This is a genomic window from Pseudomonas kitaguniensis, from assembly GCF_009296165.1.
Classification (GTDB): domain Bacteria; phylum Pseudomonadota; class Gammaproteobacteria; order Pseudomonadales; family Pseudomonadaceae; genus Aquipseudomonas; species Aquipseudomonas kitaguniensis.
The window spans coordinates 1-22068 of sequence record NZ_VUAZ01000063.1 but is presented as its reverse complement, the minus strand read 5'-3'; the positions used below and the strand labels follow the sequence as shown (position 1 = coordinate 22068).

At 58.2% G+C, this 22068-nt stretch carries 18 protein-coding genes, 1 tRNA gene and 2 pseudogenes; 10 read left to right on the top strand and 11 right to left on the bottom strand.

Annotated features, from left to right (window positions below; genetic code table 11):
• Nucleotides 1-213 (top strand): annotated as a pseudogene (locus F0169_RS27540) (hypothetical protein); the annotation flags it as partial.
• On the opposite strand, the gene F0169_RS11995 reads toward F0169_RS27540, so the two are convergent.
• From F0169_RS11995 to F0169_RS11965, 7 genes are all read right to left on the bottom strand, one after another.
• Nucleotides 210-965 carry a substrate-binding periplasmic protein gene (locus tag F0169_RS11995; protein ID WP_122251984.1) on the bottom strand — a complete coding sequence of 252 codons (756 nt, stop codon included), beginning with the start codon at nt 963-965 and terminating at the stop codon, nt 210-212. The pseudogene F0169_RS27540 and the gene F0169_RS11995 sit on opposite strands and share 4 nt — an antisense overlap.
• Before the next feature lie 66 nt (nt 966-1031).
• Nucleotides 1032-1802 carry an imidazole glycerol phosphate synthase subunit HisF gene (gene hisF, locus F0169_RS11990; protein WP_017138643.1) on the bottom strand — a complete coding sequence of 257 codons (771 nt, stop codon included), beginning with the start codon at nt 1800-1802 and terminating at the stop codon, nt 1032-1034.
• 9 nt (nt 1803-1811) lie between these two features.
• Nucleotides 1812-2549, bottom strand: a complete 738-nt coding sequence (gene hisA, locus F0169_RS11985) for a 1-(5-phosphoribosyl)-5-[(5-phosphoribosylamino)methylideneamino]imidazole-4-carboxamide isomerase (protein ID WP_048723388.1) — start codon at nt 2547-2549, stop codon at nt 1812-1814.
• Nucleotides 2550-2588: 39 nt separating this feature from the next.
• Nucleotides 2589-2846, bottom strand: a complete 258-nt coding sequence (locus tag F0169_RS11980; RefSeq protein ID WP_152746649.1) for a DUF2164 domain-containing protein — start codon at nt 2844-2846, stop codon at nt 2589-2591.
• A complete protein-coding gene (gene hisH, locus F0169_RS11975; protein WP_058413137.1) occupies nt 2847-3485 on the bottom strand; it encodes an imidazole glycerol phosphate synthase subunit HisH in 639 nt (212 codons plus the stop codon).
• On the bottom strand, nt 3485-4078 hold the full coding sequence (gene hisB / locus F0169_RS11970) for an imidazoleglycerol-phosphate dehydratase HisB (RefSeq protein WP_003218037.1): 594 nt from the start codon (nt 4076-4078) through the stop codon (nt 3485-3487). Before hisB ends, hisH begins: the two co-directional genes overlap by 1 nt.
• Nucleotides 4079-4300: 222 nt before the next feature.
• Nucleotides 4301-5962, bottom strand: a complete 1662-nt coding sequence (locus tag F0169_RS11965; RefSeq protein WP_058413136.1) for an OFA family MFS transporter — start codon at nt 5960-5962, stop codon at nt 4301-4303.
• Between the two features lie 326 nt (nt 5963-6288).
• On the opposite strand from F0169_RS11965, the gene F0169_RS11960 reads away from it, so the two are divergent.
• From F0169_RS11960 to F0169_RS11930, 7 genes are all read left to right on the top strand, one after another.
• A complete protein-coding gene (locus F0169_RS11960) occupies nt 6289-8505 on the top strand; it encodes an AsmA family protein (RefSeq protein WP_152746648.1) in 2217 nt (738 codons plus the stop codon).
• Nucleotides 8502-9569 carry an A/G-specific adenine glycosylase gene (gene mutY, locus F0169_RS11955; protein ID WP_152746647.1) on the top strand — a complete coding sequence of 356 codons (1068 nt, stop codon included), beginning with the start codon at nt 8502-8504 and terminating at the stop codon, nt 9567-9569. The genes F0169_RS11960 and mutY overlap by 4 nt, the downstream gene beginning before the upstream one ends.
• Nucleotides 9566-9838: an oxidative damage protection protein gene (locus F0169_RS11950; protein WP_058413133.1), complete on the top strand. Its 273-nt coding sequence runs from the start codon at nt 9566-9568 to the stop codon at nt 9836-9838. Before mutY ends, F0169_RS11950 begins: the two co-directional genes overlap by 4 nt.
• Nucleotides 9839-9941: 103 nt before the next feature.
• Nucleotides 9942-10017 (top strand) — tRNA-Phe (locus F0169_RS11945).
• Nucleotides 10018-10272: 255 nt separating this feature from the next.
• On the top strand, nt 10273-12519 hold the full coding sequence (locus F0169_RS11940) for a type VI secretion system Vgr family protein (protein WP_152746646.1): 2247 nt from the start codon (nt 10273-10275) through the stop codon (nt 12517-12519).
• A 1-nt stretch (nt 12520) separates the two neighbouring features.
• Complete coding sequence (locus F0169_RS11935) at nt 12521-13825, top strand: VRR-NUC domain-containing protein (RefSeq protein WP_152746645.1); 1305 nt, start codon at nt 12521-12523, stop codon at nt 13823-13825.
• Nucleotides 13826-13837: 12 nt separating this feature from the next.
• Nucleotides 13838-14962: a type VI immunity family protein gene (locus F0169_RS11930; protein WP_172979419.1), complete on the top strand. Its 1125-nt coding sequence runs from the start codon at nt 13838-13840 to the stop codon at nt 14960-14962.
• A 630-nt stretch (nt 14963-15592) separates the two neighbouring features.
• On the opposite strand, the gene F0169_RS28410 is transcribed toward F0169_RS11930, so the two are convergent.
• The 4 genes and pseudogenes from F0169_RS28410 to F0169_RS11915 form a co-directional block, all read right to left on the bottom strand.
• Nucleotides 15593-16297: a methyl-accepting chemotaxis protein gene (locus F0169_RS28410; protein WP_425274296.1), complete on the bottom strand. Its 705-nt coding sequence runs from the start codon at nt 16295-16297 to the stop codon at nt 15593-15595.
• A gap of 201 nt (nt 16298-16498) precedes the next feature.
• Nucleotides 16499-17521 (bottom strand): annotated as a pseudogene (locus tag F0169_RS28405) (methyl-accepting chemotaxis protein); the annotation flags it as partial.
• A 227-nt stretch (nt 17522-17748) separates the two neighbouring features.
• Nucleotides 17749-19356 (bottom strand): ArnT family glycosyltransferase, encoded by a 1608-nt coding sequence (locus F0169_RS11920; protein WP_152746642.1) that lies wholly within the window; start codon nt 19354-19356, stop codon nt 17749-17751.
• 87 nt (nt 19357-19443) lie between these two features.
• Complete coding sequence (locus F0169_RS11915; RefSeq protein WP_152746641.1) at nt 19444-20409, bottom strand: arsenic resistance protein; 966 nt, start codon at nt 20407-20409, stop codon at nt 19444-19446.
• Between the two features lie 162 nt (nt 20410-20571).
• On the opposite strand from F0169_RS11915, the gene F0169_RS11910 reads away from it, so the two are divergent.
• The gene (locus tag F0169_RS11910; protein ID WP_152746640.1) at nt 20572-21483 is read left to right on the top strand and encodes an alpha/beta hydrolase family protein; all 912 of its coding nucleotides are present in this window, start codon (nt 20572-20574) and stop codon (nt 21481-21483) included.
• A 79-nt stretch (nt 21484-21562) separates the two neighbouring features.
• Nucleotides 21563-21976, top strand: coding sequence for a hypothetical protein (locus tag F0169_RS11905; RefSeq protein ID WP_152746639.1), 414 nt, complete (start codon nt 21563-21565; stop codon nt 21974-21976).
• The last annotated feature ends 92 nt before the right edge of the window (nt 21977-22068 follow it).

The following is a 22068-nucleotide window of genomic DNA, read 5'->3' as shown; positions in this document are numbered from 1 at the left end:
ATCAGGCCATGGCAAGAACGGCATTTACCGCTAAATCAAGACAACCAAGACCAATCACCTCATCGCAAACCGAACGCGGTCAACTGTGGGAGCGGGCTTGCTCGCGATGGCATCAACCCGCTACGCCTGATGGTCCGAGCCGCCCGCATCGCGAGCAAGACCGCTCCCACAACAGCGCTTTTGATCCAGCCCTTCGCGGCGGCTGACAACTAAAGATAACGCGCCATGATCTCGTCAATCACGCCGTCTTTACGCAACTGGTCCAGCGCGGCCTGAAGCTTGGCCACTTGTTCATCCGGCACATCCTTGTTCAACGCCAGGTAAAGCTGGGCGCTGTTAAAGCGCAGCACGGTTTTGAGCCCGGTGACGCCAACCTGACGCGCCAGGTAACGCCCCGCCGGGTCGCCGGTGGCCCATAGATCAATCTGGCCATCCACCAGCTTTTGCGCGTTGTCCTGGTCGCGTAACACCACCAGCGGGTTGAGGCCTTGTTTCTCGAGGGTCTCGGCGATGGCGTCGCCCTTGTAGGCGCCGATCTTGTAGCGGCGCGCTTGTTCAAGGTCGCTCAACTGGATCGTGCTGTCGGCTTTTGCCAACAGCACCCAATCGTCCGGGCCGATGGGGCCGACCCATTTGAACAGCGCTTCACGGTCCGGCAGCCGGGCCATCACGAACACGCCGTAACCTGGCTTTTCCAGGGCGAGTTTGTAGATTCGCGCCCAAGGAAAACGCAGGGTGAGGTTGTAGGAAATGCCTGCACGCTTGAAGGTCTCGCGCACGATGTCCACGGCGATGCCTTCGATGTTCTCGTCCTTGGCGAAGTTCTTGCCGTTTTTCGCCATGTTGTAAGGCGGGAAGTTTTCCGTCAGCAACACCAGTGACGCGTCGGACGGTTCTTCGGCATGCGCCGAACCTGCGAAAAGAATGGAGGCACTGGCGAACGCAAGCAGCAGGTGTTTGAACATGAAAGTTACCGGAGTCCATGGCAAGCGCAGAGAGTGCCGCGCGCCTGCCATGGTGTCCAGCAGCGTTTAGCGAACGACGATACCGCGCGCCGCCATGTAGGCCTTGGCTTCTGGAACGGTGTATTCGCCAAAGTGGAAAATACTCGCCGCCAGCACCGCGCTGGCGTGGCCTTCGATCACACCGTCGGCCAAGTGCTGCAGGTTACCGACACCGCCGGACGCGATCACCGGAATGCCCAGCGCATCGCTGATGGCGCGGGTTACGCCCAGGTCGAAGCCGTTTTTCATGCCGTCCTGGTCCATGCTGGTCAGCAGAATTTCACCGGCGCCCAGGGCTTCCATCTTCATCGCCCACTCCACCGCGTCCAAGCCGGTCGGCTTGCGCCCGCCGTGAGTAAAAATCTCCCAGCGCGGCGTTTCGCCGGGGCCGGAGACTTTTTTCGCGTCGATGGCCACCACGATGCATTGCGAACCGAAGTGCTGCGCAGCTTCGCCGACGAACTCGGGGTTGAACACAGCTGCGGTGTTGATCGAAACCTTGTCCGCGCCCGCGTTAAGCAGGTTGCGGATGTCTTGCACAGTGCGTACGCCACCGCCCACGGTCAGCGGGATAAACACCTGGCTGGCCATACGCTCGACGGTATGCAACGTGGTATCGCGGCCGTCGACGCTGGCAGTGATGTCGAGAAAGGTAATCTCGTCGGCACCTTGCTCATCGTAGCGCCGGGCGATTTCCACCGGGTCGCCGGCGTCGCGGATGTTCTCGAACTTGACGCCCTTGACCACGCGACCGTTGTCGACGTCCAGGCAAGGGATGATGCGTTTGGCTAACGCCATGGTCAGTCCTCAGCCGTTGTAGGCGTCGCAGTAAGCCTGGGCTTCGGCGACGTCCAGGGTGCCTTCGTAAATCGCGCGGCCGGTAATGGCGCCGATGATGCCGGGCGCCTTGGCGTCCAGCAGCGATTTGATGTCGCCCAGATTGTGGATACCGCCGGAAGCGATCACCGGAATCCTGGTGGCCGCCGCCAAAGCCGCGGTGAACGGTACGTTGCAACCCTGCATCATGCCGTCTTTGGCGATGTCGGTATAAACGATGGCAGACACGCCGTCGGCTTCGAACTGCTTGGCCAGGTCGATCACCTGAATGGTGCTGATCTCAGCCCAGCCGTCAGTCGCAACGAAACCGTCTTTAGCGTCCAGGCCGACGATGACTTTGCCCGGGAAGGCGCGGCAGGCTTCGGCGACGAACGCCGGGTCTTTGACCGCCTTGGTGCCGATGATCACGTAGCTCACGCCCGCTTTGACGTAGTGCTCGATGGTTTCCAGCGAGCGAATGCCGCCGCCGATCTGGATCGGCAGGTTCGGGTAGCGCTTGGCGATCGCGGTGACCACTTCGCCATTGACTGGCTGGCCTTCGAAGGCGCCGTTCAAGTCCACCAGATGCAGACGACGGCAGCCCCCTTCCACCCATTTGGCAGCCATGCTCACCGGGTCATCGGAGAACACGGTGGAGTCTTCCATGCGGCCTTGGCGCAGACGTACGCAGGCGCCGTCCTTGAGATCGATAGCGGGGATAATCAGCATCTGGCAAACCTTATTCGATATTCAGCAATGCTTGGGAAATCAGGGTTTCTCAAGCGACCACAGGTCGCTTTCGAGGCTTTCGAACCTTTCTTTAAGGAGCGTCTGCGTGTCGAAAATCGCCCTGTTGTAATAGTGCGGCGCAACTTCGGTGGTGAACAGCTCAAGCAGCTCGGCGACCTCGAACGAGCCCAGCGTGAGCTCGAAACGGTCCTCCATGAAGCACTTGATCTTGAGCGTCGCCTCACGTTCCTGTTCGGGCGTGAGGCTCAAGATCGGCGGCTTCGGCTGCTTGGCCATTTACCAGCGGCCATCCCACGCGGCGAAGTTCTGCAGCAATTGCAGGCCATGGGTATGGCTCTTCTCCGGGTGAAACTGCACGGCAAAGCGCGAACCATCGGCCAGTGCAGCGGCGAAATCGACGCCGTAATGCCCGCCACCCACTACGTGGCGCGGGTTACCGGCGGCGATGTAATAGCTGTGCACAAAGTAGAAGCGCGCCAGGTCCGGCACGTTGTGCCACAACGGGTGATCCACGCTCTGACGCACCTCGTTCCAGCCCATGTGCGGGACTTTGAGGTGCTCACCGTCTTCATGCAGGCCCTTGCCGAAGAACTTCACCTGGCCAGGGAACACGCCGATGCAGTCAACGCCGCCGTTCTCTTCACTGCTGTCGAGCAAGGCTTGCATGCCCACGCAGATGCCGAGAAACGGGCGGTCCTGGCTGACTTCACGCACCAGGCTGTCAAAGCCCAGACGGCGGATCTCGGCCATGCAATCGCGGATCGCGCCGACGCCCGGAAACACCACCCGGTCGGCTTCGCGAATCACCTTGGCATCGCTGGTGATCAGCACCTTGCCTGCACCTACGTGCTCAAGGGCCTTGGCCACCGAGTGCAGGTTACCCATGCCGTAATCGATAACCGCGACCGTCTGCATTACAGAACGCCCTTGGTCGACGGCATTTGCCCGGCCATGCGGTCATCCAGCTCCACAGCCATACGCAGCGCGCGGCCGAAGGCCTTGAACACGGTTTCGATCTGGTGGTGAGTGTTGGTGCCGCGCAGGTTGTCGATGTGCAGGCTGACGAGTGCGTGGTTAACGAAGCCCTGGAAGAATTCCTGGAACAGGTCGACGTCGAAGCCGCCCACGGTGGCGCGGGTGTAGGGCACGTGCATCTGCAGGCCTGGGCGGCCAGAGAAGTCGATGACGACGCGCGACAGCGCTTCGTCCAGCGGGACATAGGCGTGGCCGTAGCGACGGATGCCTTTTTTGTCGCCGATGGCTTTGGCAAATGCCTGGCCGAGGGTAATGCCTACGTCTTCCACCGTGTGGTGGTCGTCGATATGCAGGTCGCCCTTGCTGACGATATCCAGGTCGATCAGCCCGTGACGGGCGATCTGGTCCAGCATGTGCTCAAGAAAAGGAACACCGATATCAAATCGGGCCTTTCCGGTGCCATCCAGGTTAATCGAGGCTTTGATCTGGGTTTCCAGAGTGTCGCGCTCGACGGACGCCTTACGTTCGGCCATCACCAGCTCCGCAAAATCATTGGGCGAAAAAGGCAGCCATTATAGGGGCGCGGGCGCTAAACAGAAACATCGAAGGGGATAAGACTGATGGAGTGTCGGCGATAGACATGTGCATACAACTGTGGGAGCGGGCTTGCTCGCGACGCAGGCACCTCGGTCAGTCATTTGGGCCGAGGTGATGCAATCGCGGGCAAGCCCGCTCCCACACAGGGTTTTGCAGTATTAGTGGAACAGCACTGCGGTTTTCTGCAGGGTCACCCACACACCCCACGCCAACGGAATACCCACTACCAGCCAGGCCGCAATCGCCAGCGGCTTGCTGCCGGGCGCTGCTTTCCACTCCAGCACAGTGCTGGCGTCGGCGCCTTTGTCATGGCCCAGCGCCTGTTCGGCAGCCAGCTCGGCATCGGTCATGAAGTACTTGTCGGCCACCGGGCGAACCAGGAGATTGCAGATGAAGCCCAGCACCAGCAGGCCTGCGAGGATGTACAAGGTGATGTCATAGGCCGCAGCGCGGTCAACGCCGATGCTCAACTGATACTCACGCAGGTAGTTCACCAGCACCGGGCCCAACACGCCCGCCGCCGCCCATGCGGTCAGCAGACGACCATGGATCGCGCCGACCATCTGGGTGCCGAACAGGTCGGCCAGGTAAGCCGGAACCGTCGCAAAACCACCGCCGTACATCGACAGAATCACGCAGAACGCCGCCACAAACAGCGCCACGTTACCCAAGTGCCCCAGGTTCGGGATCAGCGCATACAGGGCAAAGCCCAATGCGAAGAATACGAAGTAGGTGTTTTTACGGCCCAGGTAGTCGGAAAACGACGCCCAGAAGAACCGGCCACCGATGTTGAACAGGCTCAACAAACCAGTGAAGCCTGCCGCAATGGCCGCGATGGAGGCCAATTGCCCGGCATCCAGTTGGCCAAACGGCACATCAACACCCAGCAGCTTGCCGCCAAACACTTCCTGCAGCAGCGGCGAAGCCATGCCGAGGATGCCGATACCCGCAGACACGTTCAGGCACAGCACCAGCCATACCAGGCGGAATTGCGGGGTTTTCCACGCCACGTTCACGTGCACATGGCGATGAGTGATCATCGCGTTACTGGCTTTTTTCGCCGGTGCGGTCCAGCCCTCAGGCTTCCAACCGGTCGGCGGCACGCGGTAGGACAGTGCACCACCGATCATGAAGACGAAGTAGATCGCGGCCATCACGGCAAAACTCTGCCACACGCCCACGCTGGTTGGCGAAGCAAAATGCCCCATCAGCGCTGCGGCCAAAGGTGCACCGACCATTGCGCCGCCACCAAAGCCCATGATCGCCATGCCGGTAGCCATGCCGCGCTTGTCCGGGAACCACTTGATCAGGGTCGACACCGGCGAAATGTAGCCAAGGCCAAGGCCGATACCGCCAATAACCCCGGAGCCGATCCACATCAGCCAGATCTGGTGGGTATAAATACCCAGCGCCGAGATCAACAGGCCGCCGCACCAGCACAGGGCCGATACAACACCCGCCTTACGTGGCCCGGCATGTTCCAGCCAACCGCCCCAGATCGCTGCCGAGCAGCCCAGGAAGATGAAGAACAAGGTGTAGATCCAGCCCAGCATGGAGATGGGCCAGTCGCACTGGGAAGAAAAGACTTGCGAGATAAAACTCATGTCCGGCGCACAGGCAACCGGTTTGGTAATGCCCAATGCTTTGGACAGTGGTAACCAAAACACCGAGAAGCCGTAGGCCATACCGATGCAAAGGTGAATGGCCAGGGCGGCCGGTGGAACAAGCCAACGGTTGAACCCTGGCTTGGCGATAATGCGCTCCTTGGACAGGAACGCAGGCTGCGCGGCGGTAACGCTGGCCGCAGTGCTGGTGCTCATTGGTGTTTCCCCCAGTTATTAGTATGTGTCCGTCAGGCACTCTCTCCCTCGGCCTTGCACGCAAAGCGTTGGCCGTTAGTGTTGAGTAAAGCTCCATTCAAGCGCGACGATGTGTCGCATACGACAGACGAACATGCGCAGATTAGCACCAGTGGATGACAGAAAAACCAAACTGACATCACCTTTTTCAAGAAACCTGATTTGTTTGACGTCAAGATCCCGTTTTGCTGGTGCTGGATACAATGTAACGATGCATGAACTGACGCACGCCGTCGGGCGTTATACTCTGCGGCTAAATTTTGAAATCGACATACAAGGACTCGCCCATGAAAGCGTTCGGCAAAATCCTGGGTCTGGTACTTCTCGGGCTGTTGCTGATCATTGTGGCCTTGGGCTTTGCCCTGACCCACCTCTTCGATCCCAACGATTACAAAGACGAGATTCGCCAGATAGCCCGAGACAAGGCCCACATCGAGCTGACGCTCAATGGCGACATCGGCTGGAGCCTGTTCCCCTGGCTTGGCCTTGAATTGCACGAAGCCACGGTCGCCACCATGACCAACCCGAGCCAGCCGTTTGCCGATTTGCAAATGCTCGGCCTGTCGGTGCGCGTGCTGCCGCTGCTGCGCCGCGAAGTGCAGATGAGCGACGTGCGTGTCGAAGGCCTCAACTTGCGCCTCAACCGAGACATGCAAGGCCATGGCAATTGGGAAGATATTGGCAAGAACGTCACCGAAACGCCTGCCGGCACCCCCGCCGCCACTGCCGTGGAGCAGCCTGCCGAACCCGAGCCGGAAAAACCGCCGAAGCCGATCCGCCTGGACATCGACAGCCTGACCATCAACAACGCCCGCGTTGAATACAACGATGAGCAGACCGGCAAGCAGTACAGCGCCGAGAGCATCCAGTTGAGCGCCGGTGCCGTACACGAAGGCGCGAGCATTCCGCTGAAACTCACCGCGTTCCTTGGCAGCAACCAGCCGCTGATGCGCGTCAAAACCGAGCTCAACGGCAACTTGCGTATTCAGCGTGCCCTCAAGCGCTACCAGTTCGAAGACATCAAGCTCAGCGGCGAAGCCACCGGCGAGCCATTGCAAGGCAAGACGGTAACCTTCGCGACGCAAGGGCAATTGCTGGTGGATTTGGCGGCGAACATCGCCGAATTGACGAATATCAAGCTGTCGGCCAACCAACTGCGCGCCTTGGGCGAGCTGAAGGTCAACGACCTGAACAAAACCGCGCAACTGAGCGGCGCCGTGTCGATTGCCCAGTTTGACCTGGCCAAGTTTCTCGACAGCGTCGGCCACCCGCTGCCGCCTATGGCCGCGGGTAGCTTGAGCAAAGTCGAGCTGGTCAGCCGCCTCAAAGGCACGCCGACCAGCGTGGCGCTGGAAGACCTGAACCTGAAACTCGATGGCAGCACCTTCGCAGGTCGCATCGCCGTCGACGATTTCGCCAAGCAATCGCTGCGCGTTCAGCTCAAGGGCGACACGTTCAACGCCGACAACTACTTGCCGGCCAAATCCGAATCCGCCAAAGGTGTAGCGGCGGCACGTCAGGCCGAAGTGCAAAACAGCGAAGCGGGCGCCATGGCCGCCGGTGGCACCACGCCGTTGCCCGAAGCGCCGACCAAGGCCGCCTGGAGCACCGACAAGTTGCTGCCGCTGACGCGCCTGCGCACGCTGGACGTGGATGCCGACCTGGCCTTCGGCCAACTGACCCTGAGCAAGCTGCCGATTCAGAATGCCGTGCTCAAAGCGTCCGGCATCGATGGCCAACTCAAGCTCGACAGCCTCAGCGGCGGCCTCTACAACGGCACCTTCCAGGCTAACGGCACACTCGATGTGCGCCAGGACATTCCGCTGCTGGCGCTGCAAACCCGCATCAAGCAAGTGCCGGTTGAACGTATCCTGCAAGCCCAAGGGCAAACCCCGCCGGTGAGAGGCCAGGTCACCCTGGACAGCAACCTCAACGGCCGTGGTAACAGCCAAAAGGCGCTGATCGACAGCCTCAACGGCACCGCCAGCTTTGTGATCAATAACGGCGCGTTGCTCAACGCCAACATTGAGCAACAACTGTGCACCGGCATCGCCCTGCTCAACCGCAAAACCCTGAGCAACACGCCACAAGGCAAAGACACGCCGTTCCAGGAACTGCGCGGCAACCTGACCTTCGTGAACGGCGTGGCGAGCAACCCTGACCTGAAAGTGCGTACTCCGGGGCTGAGCGTCAACGGCAACGGTGATGTGGACCTGCGCGTGCTGGGCATGGATTACCGCATTGGCATCGTAGTCGAAGGTGACCAGCGCGACGTGCCGGACCCGGCCTGCCAGGTCGGCAGCAACTTCCAGGGCATCGAAGTGCCGCTGCGCTGCCGTGGCCCGCTGGAACTGGGCGCCAAGGCGTGCCGCCTGGACAAGGACGGCTTGAGCCAGGTCGCAATCAAAGCGGCCGGTAACAAGCTCGGCGAAAAACTTGAAGAGAAACTCGACAAGGTTAATCCACAATTGAAAGACGCTCTGAAGGGCCTGTTCAAGCGATGAGAAACGAGCAGTTTTCACAGGCGGTGCTGGACTGGTACGACCGCCACGGCCGCCATGACCTGCCCTGGCAACAGGGCATCACGCCTTACCGGGTGTGGGTGTCGGAGATCATGCTGCAACAGACCCAGGTCAGCACCGTGCTCAATTACTTCGACCGTTTCATGGCCTCCCTGCCCACGGTCGAAGCGCTGGCCGCCGCGCCGGAAGATGAAGTGCTGCACTTGTGGACCGGCCTGGGTTACTACACCCGCGCGCGCAACCTGCAAAAGACCGCGAAAATCGTCGTCGCCGAGTACGGCGGCGAGTTTCCCAAGGACGTCGAAAAGCTGACCGAACTGCCCGGCATCGGCCTGTCCACCGCCGGTGCAATCGCCAGCCTGAGCATGGGCCTGCGCGCGCCGATCCTGGACGGCAACGTCAAACGCGTACTGGCGCGTTTTACTGCGCAAGAAGGCTACCCAGGCGAACCCAAGGTCGCCAAGCAGCTATGGGCCACTGCAGAGCGCTTCACGCCCCACGACCGCGTCAACGCCTATACCCAAGCGATGATGGACATGGGCGCCACACTCTGCACCCGCAGTAAACCCAGTTGCCTGCTGTGCCCGCTGGAAAAAGGCTGCGAAGCCCACATGCTCGGCCTGGAGACGCGCTACCCGATCCCCAAGCCGCGCAAGACCATCCCGCAAAAACGTACGCTAATGCCGCTGCTGGCGAACGCCGAGGGCGCGATTCTGCTGTACCGCCGCCCTTCCACGGGCTTGTGGGGCGGTTTGTGGAGCCTGCCGGAACTCGACGACCTCGACGACCTGGAACACCTGGCCAACCAGCACTCGCTGGAATTGGGCAAGCCACACGCCCTGCCGGGGCTGATCCACACCTTCAGTCACTTCCAACTGGCCATCGAGCCCTGGCTGGTGCACGTCGAGGAATCCGCCCATCACGTGGCCGAGGCCGACTGGCTCTGGTATAACCTCGCCACCCCGCCGCGCCTGGGCCTTGCCGCCCCCGTTAAAAAACTGCTGAAACGCGCAGCCGAAGTATTGAACGCAGGAGTTCCGTCATGACCCGCACCATCATCTGCCGCAAGTACCACGAAGAATTGCCCGCCCTGGAACGCGCACCGTTCCCCGGCGCCAAGGGCCAGGACATTTTCGATAACGTCTCCGCCCAAGCCTGGGCCGACTGGCAAAAACACCAGACCCTGCTGATCAACGAAAAACGCCTGAACATGATGAACGCCGAAGACCGCAAATACCTGCAAGGCGAGATGGACAAGTTCTTTTCCGGCGAGGATTACGCCAAGGCCGACGGCTACGTGCCGCCTGCTGAATAATTGATCAAATTCCGGGGTTGGCCCGTAAGCGACGGTAATAATTAAATATTTTTTGAAAACTTGCTTGACGACCCCCTGAAAAACCAGTTTAATGCGCCCCGTTGCCCAGATAGCTCAGTCGGTAGAGCAGGGGATTGAAAATCCCCGTGTCGGCGGTTCGATTCCGTCTCTGGGCACCACTCATTAGTTTCAGGTGGTGCAAACGTCATCTGAAACACACAAAAAACCCGCCTGGTGCGGGTTTTTTGTTGCCTGCGTTTTTGTGGTCGCATCGCTAATAACCTTCTGCGCGCCCTACCCTCACTACTTTGCATTGAGCTTTCTTATAACCTCGTAAGAGCTTTCTTGTTCTTCTGTTCCCACGACTTCCTGTATTGAAGTCAGTTATGCGTTTCAGCACTCTGAAAAGCCGATATTCATGGACTGATCAAGGCATGCCAGACGCTAATGCAACGCACATTTCCTTGACTTTTGAAGGCGTGCCCACTGACCTTCAAGTGTTGAGTTTCGTCGGTCGCGAAGCCCTCAATCAGCCATACAGCTTTGACATTGAGCTGGTCAGCGAACGGCCCGATCTAAAACTTGAAGAACTGCTGCACAAAACGGCCTTGCTGACCTTTGGGTCCAGCGCGAAAGGCTTGGTCCATGGCGTGGTATATCGTATTGCTCAGGGCGACGCTGGCAAACGCCTTACGCACTACAGCATCACATTGGTGCCGCAGCTCAGTTACCTGGCTCACACCTGCGACCAACGAATTTTCCAACACCTTAGCGTCCCGAAGATCATCGCTCAGGTATTGGAGGCACATGGCGTTCTTTCCGATGCGTACAGTTTTCAACTCGGCGCAAACTATCCCGAGCGCGTTTACTGCACCCAGTACGACGAATCCAGCCTGCACTTCATCCAACGTCTGTGCGAAGAAGAGGGCATTCATTTCCACTTCCAGCACAGCGCCCAAGCGCACAAGCTGGTATTTGGTGATAACCAGACGGTGTTTCGCAAGCTGGAGCCCGCTGCTTACAGGCAAAACTCCGGGATGGCCGCAGAACAGCCAGTAATCAAGCACTTCAACCTGCGAGTGGAAACCCGTACCACGCGTGTCACCCGTCGCGACTATAACTTTGAAAGACCCCGGCTGTTACCGGAAGGCACCGCCAACAGCGACTTCCTGCCAAACCTGGAAGACTATGATTACCCGGGTCGCTTCAACCAGCGCGAGCGCGGCAAGCAATTGGCGACTCGTGCACTCGAACGGCATCGCAGCGATTACCAATTGGCCGAAGGTAAAGGTGATGAGCCTTCGCTGACCACCGGGCACTTCCTGCCCCTGTGTGATCATCCCCGCAACGAATGGAACGACCTCTGGCTCCTGCTGGAAGTGATCCACGAAGGCAAGCAACCACAAGTACTCGGCGAATCGATCACCAGCGACGTCACCAATAACAAGGACGACTTCCAACAGGGCTACCGTAACCGGTTTCTGGCTACCCCTTGGGATGCCAATTACCGACCACCACTTGACCACCCAAAATCCAAAGTATTGGGTAGTCAGACAGCAGTAGTCACTGGTCCCAAGGGTGAAGAAATTCACTGCGATCAATACGGTCGAATCAAGGTGCAATTTCGCTGGGATCGGCTAGGGCAAGCAGATGACAAAACCAGTTGTTGGCTACGAGTGGCTAGTGGTTGGGCAGGAGTGGCATATGGCGGCATTGCAGTCCCTCGCATCGGCATGGAAGTACTGGTGACGTTCCTTGAAGGCGACCCGGACCAGCCACTGGTCACCGGCTGCCTGTATCACAAAGAAAACGTCGTGCCTTACGATCTACCGGCAAATAAAACCCGCAGCGTGTTCAAAACACTCAGCTCACCGGGCGGCAAGGGTTTCAACGAACTGCGCATAGAAGACAAAAAAGGTCAGGAACAAATATTCCTGCACGCCCAACGTGATTGGGATGAAAACATTGAACACGACCAAAAAATAAGGGTGGGCAACGAACGTCACGATACGGTTGAAGCCAACACTCTCAGCGAATTCAAGTCTGAAGAACATCGCATCACCCACGCCGACCGAAAATCCGAAGCTCGCGCTGACGATCATTTGACTGTCGGCCAGACACAACATGTCAAAGTTGGTAGAGGGTTATTCATCGAAACCGGGCAAGAAATTCACTACTACGCTGGCGAAAAGGTCGTAGTGGAAGGCGGCATGGAGTTTACCGCCAAAGCAGGGGGCAGCTTTGTAAAGGTTGATGCGGGTGGCGTGACCATCAGAGGAACGAACGTCAAGGTCAATTCGGGTGGGGGACCAAGTTCCGGCTCAGGGCTCAAGATACTGGGTCCGTTGCTACCGGGTGCTGCCGATAAGGACAAGCCCGGTCAGCTCTTACAAGGGGCTCCACGCAGTCACAAAGCCCGCTACATCTTATTGGATGACAAAACGGGCGAGCCCTTGGTCGGCATGCCCTACACCCTCAAGCGTGCCGACGGGAGCCGCCTGAAAGGCTACACGAACGACGAAGGCAAGACCTTCCTGGTGCACAGCAGTGATCCCGCTGAAGTTGACCTTATGACCCCGATCCGCAAGCCTGAACCATTGGAACCATTAATCAGGGCCGGTGAGAGTGCACCTAGGGAAATGAACCTGGACTATCGAAACGCCAACTCGGAGGGCGAATAACATGGCTACAGTCCAACCGCAGACACCGCAGGGATGCACCACTACGAGTATTGAGGGTACGGAGACCAGAGCTAAATTACCGAACCCCACCAATAAGCCGTACCTGATGGAAAAAGCGAATTACGCGGCTCGTTTTCCACGGCTGTCGATCAAGCTACTCCCCAATGGTGAAATTACGGAAGTAAAGTTGAAACAACTGGTCATGAGCGGTGTGATCCGCGCTGACGAGTATCGTTGGGATTTCCGCTGGAATTATAAGGCCGAGGTCAGTTTCGACATGACGCCCATACCACCGAATCCACCGAAACCGTTTCTCAGCACCTCGCTCTCACTTCCTGGGCAAATACCTGATCCGGATCGTCGTCATACGTTAACCTTCTTCCCGATGGGTAATACCAAGGGACTATTACGTCGACCAGACGTGATGATTGTAAAAAATCGTGCGCTTCGCTGGCCTGGCCTGGCTGGTCCAGACCACGAAGGAGTCATGCACCCAGATAACTTGGAGCGAGTGGTCGAGGTCAAATTCCCCAAGGACGAGCTTTCGGAGGAACAAGAGCGGGCCTATCAGCGCATAGCGGGTAGTCGTGATCGATTCTCAGTATTGGAGATTAGCGACTGTCGGGACAAAGATGATCGTGAGCGTGACAAGGAGTACAACAAAGAGCACAAACCGACCGGCTTCTTCAACCCATTGCAATGGCCCTCATTGGTGCCTCCAGGGAACTCAGACAGCCCGTCAAGACCTGCTCCAGCCCCCGTACCAGTATACGGCCCGGAGCCAACGCCGAGACCTGCACATATCGAAAGCTGGACCCAGCAAGTACAATCAGCGGTAGAAAGCCTGTTGGAAGAAGGCGCTCAAGGTATCCGACAACTCTCGCAAGAAGTTCAGCAACATTTGCAAGACGCCGCGACGTGGCTGGGTACTAAAGGTGAATGGGTACGTCGAGAATCACAAAAAGCTTGGGAGTGGGTAAGTGAAACCGGCGGGCAAATATTACGCTGGACCGACGATCAACTCCGCGTCATTTGGCAAGAGATTCAGCGGTATACCGATTTGACGCTAGAGGCGCTACGCGAAGTTAACTGGGTGCAACTGCTAATGGATATTGGGAAAGCCGTTGCTACTGCAGTTGTTATCATCGTCATTGGTGAACTGGTAGTCGCCGCTGCGATACCGACTGCTCTTTTAACAGGTTTGTTGGCGATAATTGAAATTGCTATGCAATCCTGGGTTGTACTGGCTGTAATACTAGCGAAGATTGCTACCAGTCCAGCTCCACGCCAAGCTCTAAATTTTTGATTGAGAATTATCGTGAATAGATCACTAAAAAATCTAGAAGACCGCGCCCCCGACCTGCACTTCGAATTACCAGATGGCACACCAGTGGTAAGACTGGGGGTAATTATTACCTTGTATTTTAAGCAAGGCTATACAAAAGAAACAAAGCGTAAAATAGACGAGTGCTTTGCACGGTTTTACGAAGAGTTTAAACCACTCTTGAAAGGAATGTTTTATCGCCGACGAAAAAAATTGACAGATGCCAGTTTTGAGAAGGCTCGTGAGCAAATATCGAAAACTGATTCAAATGACGAATTCAGCTGGCTTTTGGGAAGCGCTACTGAATCCACTCAAGCTGATGAGTATAGATTATCGATGCTCAACTCCTTTGAAGCTCACGGGGATCAGGTTCGCTCCTACATTAAACTAGTTTTTCCTTGGTCCATACTAAAACAGCCCGGCGGGGCCGCCAGATATCAAGAATGGATTTATTATCTCAGCGAGAAACTTGAAGTCGAACACGGATACGGTGGCCTTTCAAGCATTTTACCGTACGACTATCACAGCTATTCGCCTACAGAGTATGAGTTAGCACAGCAGTATTCAGGACTAGAAGTAGACGCGACTCCCTACTCATCGTCATTAGAACTGCTGGAACACATAAAAGGTGTCAACTGGTACACGGTCCTCGGAAGTACCTTTGTAGAGCGCCTTGGCGGTGAATCAGCCATTCGTCATGCGTTCAGTGGCCGTGGTGACATCGAAATACTCACCTATAACAATGGACTGATCATTCGTGCGGGTGAATACCCAGAACTTGGCGCTTTGGAGGATGGGCTGCCAGCCGCTTACGTCGCCGTCAATAAGGTTGTGAAACCTGTACGCATCCCGAATCCTGATCAACTGCATAGCTATTCGCCTTATGGCAATTGCTTCGAAAAAGACAGCACTGACCGTTGGTATGCACGTTTTGACCAGGAAGAAACTGGCTCGACCTCTCCTTCTCGCATTGAAGCAGGCCAACCTTGTAGTAAGGCGGGTTACTGGTTCAGCCCGGCGCAGGCAAACTCTCGCAAGTACTTTAAACTAGGCGAAGAAATGCCTAGCTTTACCGGTTCTAGCTGGGGTGCAACGCTTTGGTATTGGTCAGGAGAGTAACTATCTGGGCCCAAATAAATGAGGGAGAAACCACCAAAATGGTTTCACCCTCTCAGCACACGCTCGCCCTTAGAATTTACTTTTTTGCTTACGCAAAATACGCAAAGGCTCCGACGATAAATATTACGGGAACCGAATACTGAACAATTTCCTGATTACGACTCAGACGATACTTCTTTCAACAAGCGCAGACAGTAAGCCAGACGCATCTTACCTATCACAGCCTTGAATAATTGATTGCTCCTTGAGTGCCCCTCTGAGCCATAGCTTCGCATTGCCTTCTGAGTAAATTCGCGTGTTTCTCTCGCTACCACGCTCCGGTAAGTCCGGAAGGTTTTGGGGCATCTGCCCCGTTTCTGGCCGGGTGTGGCGACGGCATATTTGAGATAGAGCAAGGATAACCAGCCTTTTCTCAAATGCGGAAGGAAGTTCACAGGTTTTGAAAATCCCCGTGTCGGCGGTTCGATTCCGTCTCTGGGCACAACTCATTAGTTTCAGGTGGTGCAAACGTCATCTGAAACACACAAAAAACCCGCCTGGTGCGGTTTTTTTGCTTTCTGCAGTTCCCAGCCGTTGCCTTCGTGGCCGATCGCCTCGTGACCACGTCACGAGGCGCCTGGCTGCGGCTAGTTAAATCTTGAAACGCGCAACCATGCTCTGCAAATCACTGCCCAAGCGTGCCAGCTCGACAGTCGAGGCGGCGCTCTGCTCGGTTGCGGAGGCAGACTGCTCAGCAATATCACGCACGCTGAGCACGCTGCGATTGACTTCATCGGTCACGGCGCTCTGTTGCTCTGCGGCGGCGGAAATCTGCTGGCTCATCTGTTCAATCGTGCCGATGGACTGATTGATTTCAACCAATGCCTGCTCAGCCTGACGCGCCAACACCACGGTGCCCTCGGTGCGTTGCAGGCTGGCATCCATCAGCACTGATGCTGCGCCTGTACCCTGTTGCAGGGTCTGAATCAGCGCTTCGATTTCAGTCGTTGAGTTCTGGGTACGCTGGGCCAGCGAGCGCACTTCATCGGCCACTACGGCAAAACCGCGACCTTGCTCACCGGCGCGTGCGGCCTCGATGGCGGCGTTAAGCGCCAGCAGATTGGTCTGCTCAGCGACGGCTTTGATCACATCAATCACACTGCCTATTTTGCTGCTGTCTTCGGTCAGGCGCTGCATGGCGACGCCCAACTGCTTCACTTCACCGGCCAACTGGCCAATTTCCCGCGTGGCGTGCTGCACCACACTGCTGCCATGCGCCGCACGTTCGCTGGCCTGGTTGGCAGCCTGCGAAGCGTCTTCGGTGTTACGCGCGACTTCCTGTACGGTCGAGGCCATTTGGTTCATGGCGGTGGCGACCTGGTCGACTTCGCTTTTTTGCAGGGTGACGCCCGCACTGGTCTGCTCGCTGACAGCCGACAACTGCTCGGCCGCTGTAGCGATCTGCGTGACACCGTTGCTGATGCCGCCGATCAGGCCACGCAGGGAAACAGTCATGTGCTGCATGGTGTTCTGCAGCAATCCCAGTTCGTCCTGACGGGTCGTGAGGGTGTCCTGGGTCAGGTCACCGTCAGCAATTCGGCGCGCGGCAATCACCGTATCATTCAACGGAAGGGTTATCTGGCGGGTGATAACGAACGCCGCAAAAATACCCATCAGCAAGACCACCAACGCAACACTCAACAACTGAACGACAGCGGTGTTCTGTTCTTTTTTGGCACTGACCATCTGCTGCGCCGCCAAATCATCGGCTATGACAGCGGTTGCAACGGATTGCTGTTGCAGTTTGCCGCGCACCTGATCGGCCTGCTGCAGCATTTCCGAGATCGACGCCATCAGCACCTTGTACTGTTTGAGCGCGTTCAGCGCGGTGTCTACCGCGGCGTTCGCCTGGCTTGGCAATTCGCTGCGAGCCGCCGCCACCTGAGCGATCAGCGCGTCGGCCGAGTTATAGGTCGCTTGACGGTTATCGGTTGACGGCACACTCAGATAGCGGCGAAACACCAACCGGAAGTTGGTCATGCCGTTACGCAAGTCGCCAGCGATCTTGACCTGCTTGATGCCGGCTTCATCCGGGGCACGCACGGTGTCGTCAATGGTCTTTTGCAGCAGGTTTTCGAACGTGGCACTGACCTCGTCCGAAACCTTGATCAAGGGTTTCAAGGCCTCATCGATTTTCTGATTGATGCTGACCAATTGATCGAACGTCTGCTTAAGGCCGCCAACCTGCTCCTTGATGTCACGCAGCTTGGCCAGGTTGCTCGACACGGAGAACACCCCAATGCCTTCATCGACACTGCGGCCCAGCGTATCCAGCGCACCGCTGTAGGCTTGCACGCCGGCAGCACTCGGCCCGGTGGCGTAAGCCTGGGCGACGATGCGGGCATTCAGCACATGCGCCTTGATCTCGGAGACCTTGCCACTCTTGCCAAGGCGCTCGATCAGCAGGTTGGTGCTGGAGTAACCGATGGCGGTGACGGTCAGCACACCCAGCAAAATAGCGGCGAAGCCCAGCCCGAGCTTCTTGCTGACGTTCAAATTATCCAACCACTTTGCGCTCATTACGTGTGTGCCTTTGATTTTTCGGGATGCCCGTGAATCGGCGCTTAATCGATTAACTTGATAGTTAGTGCGATAAAAATAAGCGCGCAAGTTAATGGTAAAAACCAACGAAACCCCGTATTAACGGGGCTTCAGCCCTCATTAGTGGTTATTTGGCTTTGCTCCGCTGCTGTTTTTCCCGATGACCGGCGCTCCGAGGCATGACGTCGAGACACTGAGCCAACGGCTTACTTGAGTAGAAACACCATCAGCGGATTGTCGTTCAGCCGCCCTTCGAAGCGTGGCGCCTGCTGCCCCATCGGCGTGCCCTTCAGCAGCGCAGTCTCCTTGCGCGACACAATCACCCAGGACGGCCGTGGCAACGTGCCTAGCTTCTCAAGCTCATTACGCCCGACAAACAGCGGCTGCTCATCGTGGTCCAGGTTCATCATGTAGCGCACCGCCCAGGTGTCACGGCCGAGGTTGACGAACACCAGTGGCCCTGGCTGCGAGCCACGTAGCGTCTCCACTTGGCTGACGAACTTGCGGGTGTCGAATTGCAGGTCTTTGGCGGGCTCGATCACCGTCACCAGCAACAGCCATTGCGCCGCCAGTGCGATCACGCTGAGCCATACCAGGCGCAGCGTATTGCGCCAGGCGATCAACGCCGCGACTTGCAACACCAGAAGCGCGCCGATCAGCAACGGCAATGAAACCTCGGGCCAGTAGCCGTGTTTCTGCCAGGTGTGTCGGCAGATAAACAGCACCACCCCGCACAATGCCGGTAGCGCTGCCACAAGCCATTCGTAACATCTGCGCACGCCGACAAGCCAGCTTTGCGCCTGGAGCAGCCCATAGGCGGCGACAGCAGCAAACATCGGCACCATGGGCAGAATGTAGTAAGCGCGTTTGAAGTGCGGCACCGACAGGCCGAGCAAAATCATCAGCCCACAGGCGCCGAGCCGAGCCAGCAGTTGCACGTCGTCATCGACCCAGCGCTGCGACCAGCGATGGCGCAGCGCAACCATCGTCGCCAGCGCCAACGGCACCACGGGGAAGTAACGGTACAAACTCAGCTGGAAGTAGAAGTAAAACGGCTCGCCGGACTCATCGAGGCGCCCGCCGACCTGCATCTTGAACACTTCATCGGCAAACGCATCGCCGCCGCTGATTCGCGCCAACTTCATCAAGACCCACCAGCACGCCGCGAGCAACACCAATCCCGCGAAACCATGGATCAACACCTGCTTGACCCGCTCACCTGGCCGGCCCAGCGCCCAATACACGCACACCACGCCGCACACCTCGATCAGCCCCAATGGCCCACGAATCGCGAAAGCCAGCACCCACAGCGGGAACACGGCAAGCTGCCTGACCAGCGAACCGAGCCGCTCGCCGCTGTGCAGCAGGTAGAAGCTGCCTATGCACAGCAACGCGACCATCTGGTCGAGGCACACCGAGCGCGACTTTTCGAGCAGTTGAGTGGTGAGCAACGTGAGCAATACCGTCAGCAACGCCCAAGGGCGACTCGACGGCGCCAGCAGGCGGTAGATCAGCGCGACCACGCCCGCCGAAGCGAGTGCAGTCGGCAGTACGTTCGCTAGGTGGTTGGGCGCGTCAAACAGCCTGGCGAACACAAAACTTGCAAACGTCGCAGTGCCGGGATAGTCCGGGTACGGCTGGCCGTAAGTGGTAGGAAAAAGACTCGCGCCATGGCGAAACATTTCCTGCATGAACAGCGCCCAGCGCCCGTCAAACCCTTGGGGTTGCTCATCCCAGATACCCAAGGTGAACAGCAGTAAAGCGATCAGGAAAATGCCCAGCGACTCCAGGCGAAAACGGCTGCGGTGATCCATCGAATGTCCTTCAGGTAGGCGGGGCCGGCTCCATGGTGCCGACTGCATGCCTGAATAACGCCTGAACAAATCCGAATATTTATGCGCCTACCGGCCAGTGCGCCACACCAGCGCCGGGATCAGCCGGATATAGAGCAGTTCGCCAACCAGCTCCAGCAGGGTTTGCAGAACCACCGCAGCCGCAGCCAGCCCGCGCACGTCTTCGGGCAAGGCCAGCGCCAGCGGCAGCACCACCAGCGAATTACGCGTCGACGCGCTGAACGTGATCGCCCGCGCCGCGCCTGCGGGCAACGCGAACAGCCGTGCAGCCAACGCGCCAACCAGCGGCGCCAGCAACAGGAAGCCTGCGTACACCGGGATGACCGGTAACAACAGCGCGACGTCGCGCAGCACTGAGGTGATCTGCGAGCCGATCACCACAAACAGCACCCACGCCATCGCCGGCACCGGCAGCCAGGCCCAGGCGTTACTCCAAAGGTTGACCACGCTTGAGCGCCGCGCCAGGGCTGTCGTCAGTACCGCCAGCAGCATCGGCAACACAATCAGCAGCAGGAACGCCTCGACAAACGGCCCCACCGCCACCACCACGGCGGATTGCGCGCCCAACATAAAACTCAGGTACACCGGCAACAGCGCCAGTTGCAGCAATAGCAGCACCGGCGTGGCCACCAGCATCAGCCGCGAATCGCCCTTGCCGATATGGGTAAACACCACCACGTAATCGATACACGGCGTCAACAACACCAACAACGCGCCGACCAGCAAGGCCGGGCGCTCCACCAGGCCACGGGTCAGCGCCCACACCAGCAAGGGCACCAGGATGAAATTGGCCAGCAGCAATGCGCAGATGAAGCGCTTGTTGCCGAGGCCCTGGCGCAGGTCCAGAAACGGAATCTGCAGGAACATCGCGTACATCAACAGCGCAATCGCAGGCGTCACCAGTACGCCGAGGCCTTGGGCTGATAAAGGTGCGAACACACCGAACGCGGCCGCCAGCAGGACGGCGACGAAGTAGATCGCGATCTGGTTGTGTTCGAGGGTGTCGCGGGTCATGGGCCGAGCCTGACTGATCAAAGGAGCGTAAGCCTATGCACCCAGCGCGATAAGGTCGAGCATCGCGGCAATTGCTGCGCCCTTGGCGCAATAAATTTGTTAGTTTCGACTGCCTATAAAAGCGCACGGCCCCACACCCCAAGCGCTGGAAACGAGCCGACTATGAAACTGCCCACTCGACCTGCCTCAGAAGCGTTCCGCGAACCCGCCGCCGACGGCTACCTTATCGGCGGCTTTAGCTGGCGCCATATCAGAACCGACCCCGCACGCCCGGTGGTGATCATCAACGCCGCCACGTCCCTACGCTGCCGCCACTACTCACGTTTCGCCGACTACCTGTTTGCCAACGGCTTCGACGTGATCACCTACGACTATCGCGGCATCGGCGAATCACGCAGCGGCTCGCTACGGGGCTTTACGGCCTCGTGGTCGATGTGGGGCGCGCTGGATTTCGAGGCGATGTTGCAGCGTGCACAGCGCGAATTTGCCGGGCAGCCGATTGATGTGGTCGGCCACAGTTTTGGCGGCTGTGCAGCGGGGCTGGCCGCGTCAGGCGCGGTGATTCGGCGAATAGTCACGGTGGGCGCGCAGTTTGCCTACTGGCGCGATTACCAGGCAAAAGGCCGCTGGCGGATGTTTGCCAAGTGGCATGTGGCGATGCCGCTGCTGACGGCGCTGTGCGGCTACTTCCCCGGCAAGCGCTTGGGTTGGCTGGAGGATACGCCGGCGGGCGTGGTGCGCGACTGGAGCACGCTTGCGCCCAGGTATGAAACGCGCCCCAGCGCACGCGATTTGGGTGATTTGCCGTTTGGCAGCGTAAAGGCGCCGATGCTGGCCATCAGTATCAGCGACGATCCGTTCGGCACGGTGGCGGCGATTGAGCGGTTACTGCGCTATTTCGACGGCAGCGAGCGCACTCATCTGCGCATTGCACCGGAAGATATTGGTGAAAAGGCTGTCGGGCATTTCGCATTTTTTCGCAGCGAATATCAGGATCGGTTGTGGCCTGTCGCACTGGCGTGGCTGCTGCACGGCAAGTTGGCGCAAGGCACGCCCGGCGAGTGCGTGACGTAACACGGCTGGAATCCCTTGGGATTTCTACAAAGCTGCGCTTCAATAGACCCTCCAGATTCTGAACCAAGGACGTGAGCCCATGGCCTCGCCGAACAAACAGCAAAAACGTGCCCAGCGCGCAAAGACCAAGGCCAAGCAAAACCGTACCCAGCGCAGCGTCGCGGCCAAGCCGGATGCGTTTGCCGGTGACGACAGCCGCATTGACCTTGAGTCGGTGGATTTGACCGAGCTGTTTGTGGAAATGCGCGCCGCCGGCGAGATAAGCCAGGTCGCGTTGTGTGGGGTATTTTTGGCGCACCCGCTGCTGGCATTGGTGCTGGAGCAGGAAGGCGAAGAAGAAGCCACCAATTTCATCTTCGCAGCGCTGATCGAGTATCGCCAGTGGGCGACGGATACCGATGATGAAGCGGCAGCACTGGCCTGGATCGAGTCGCCCGAGTTCCAGGCGGATTACGTAAAAGCCTCGCAGGCACTCGCCAACTTGCAAGACTGAAACTCACTGTGGAAAGGGGCTGCTCCCGATGCCCAACTGTGGGAGGGGGCTTGCTCCCACAGTTGGACAGCAGCGTATTCAGCAGCGCGCTC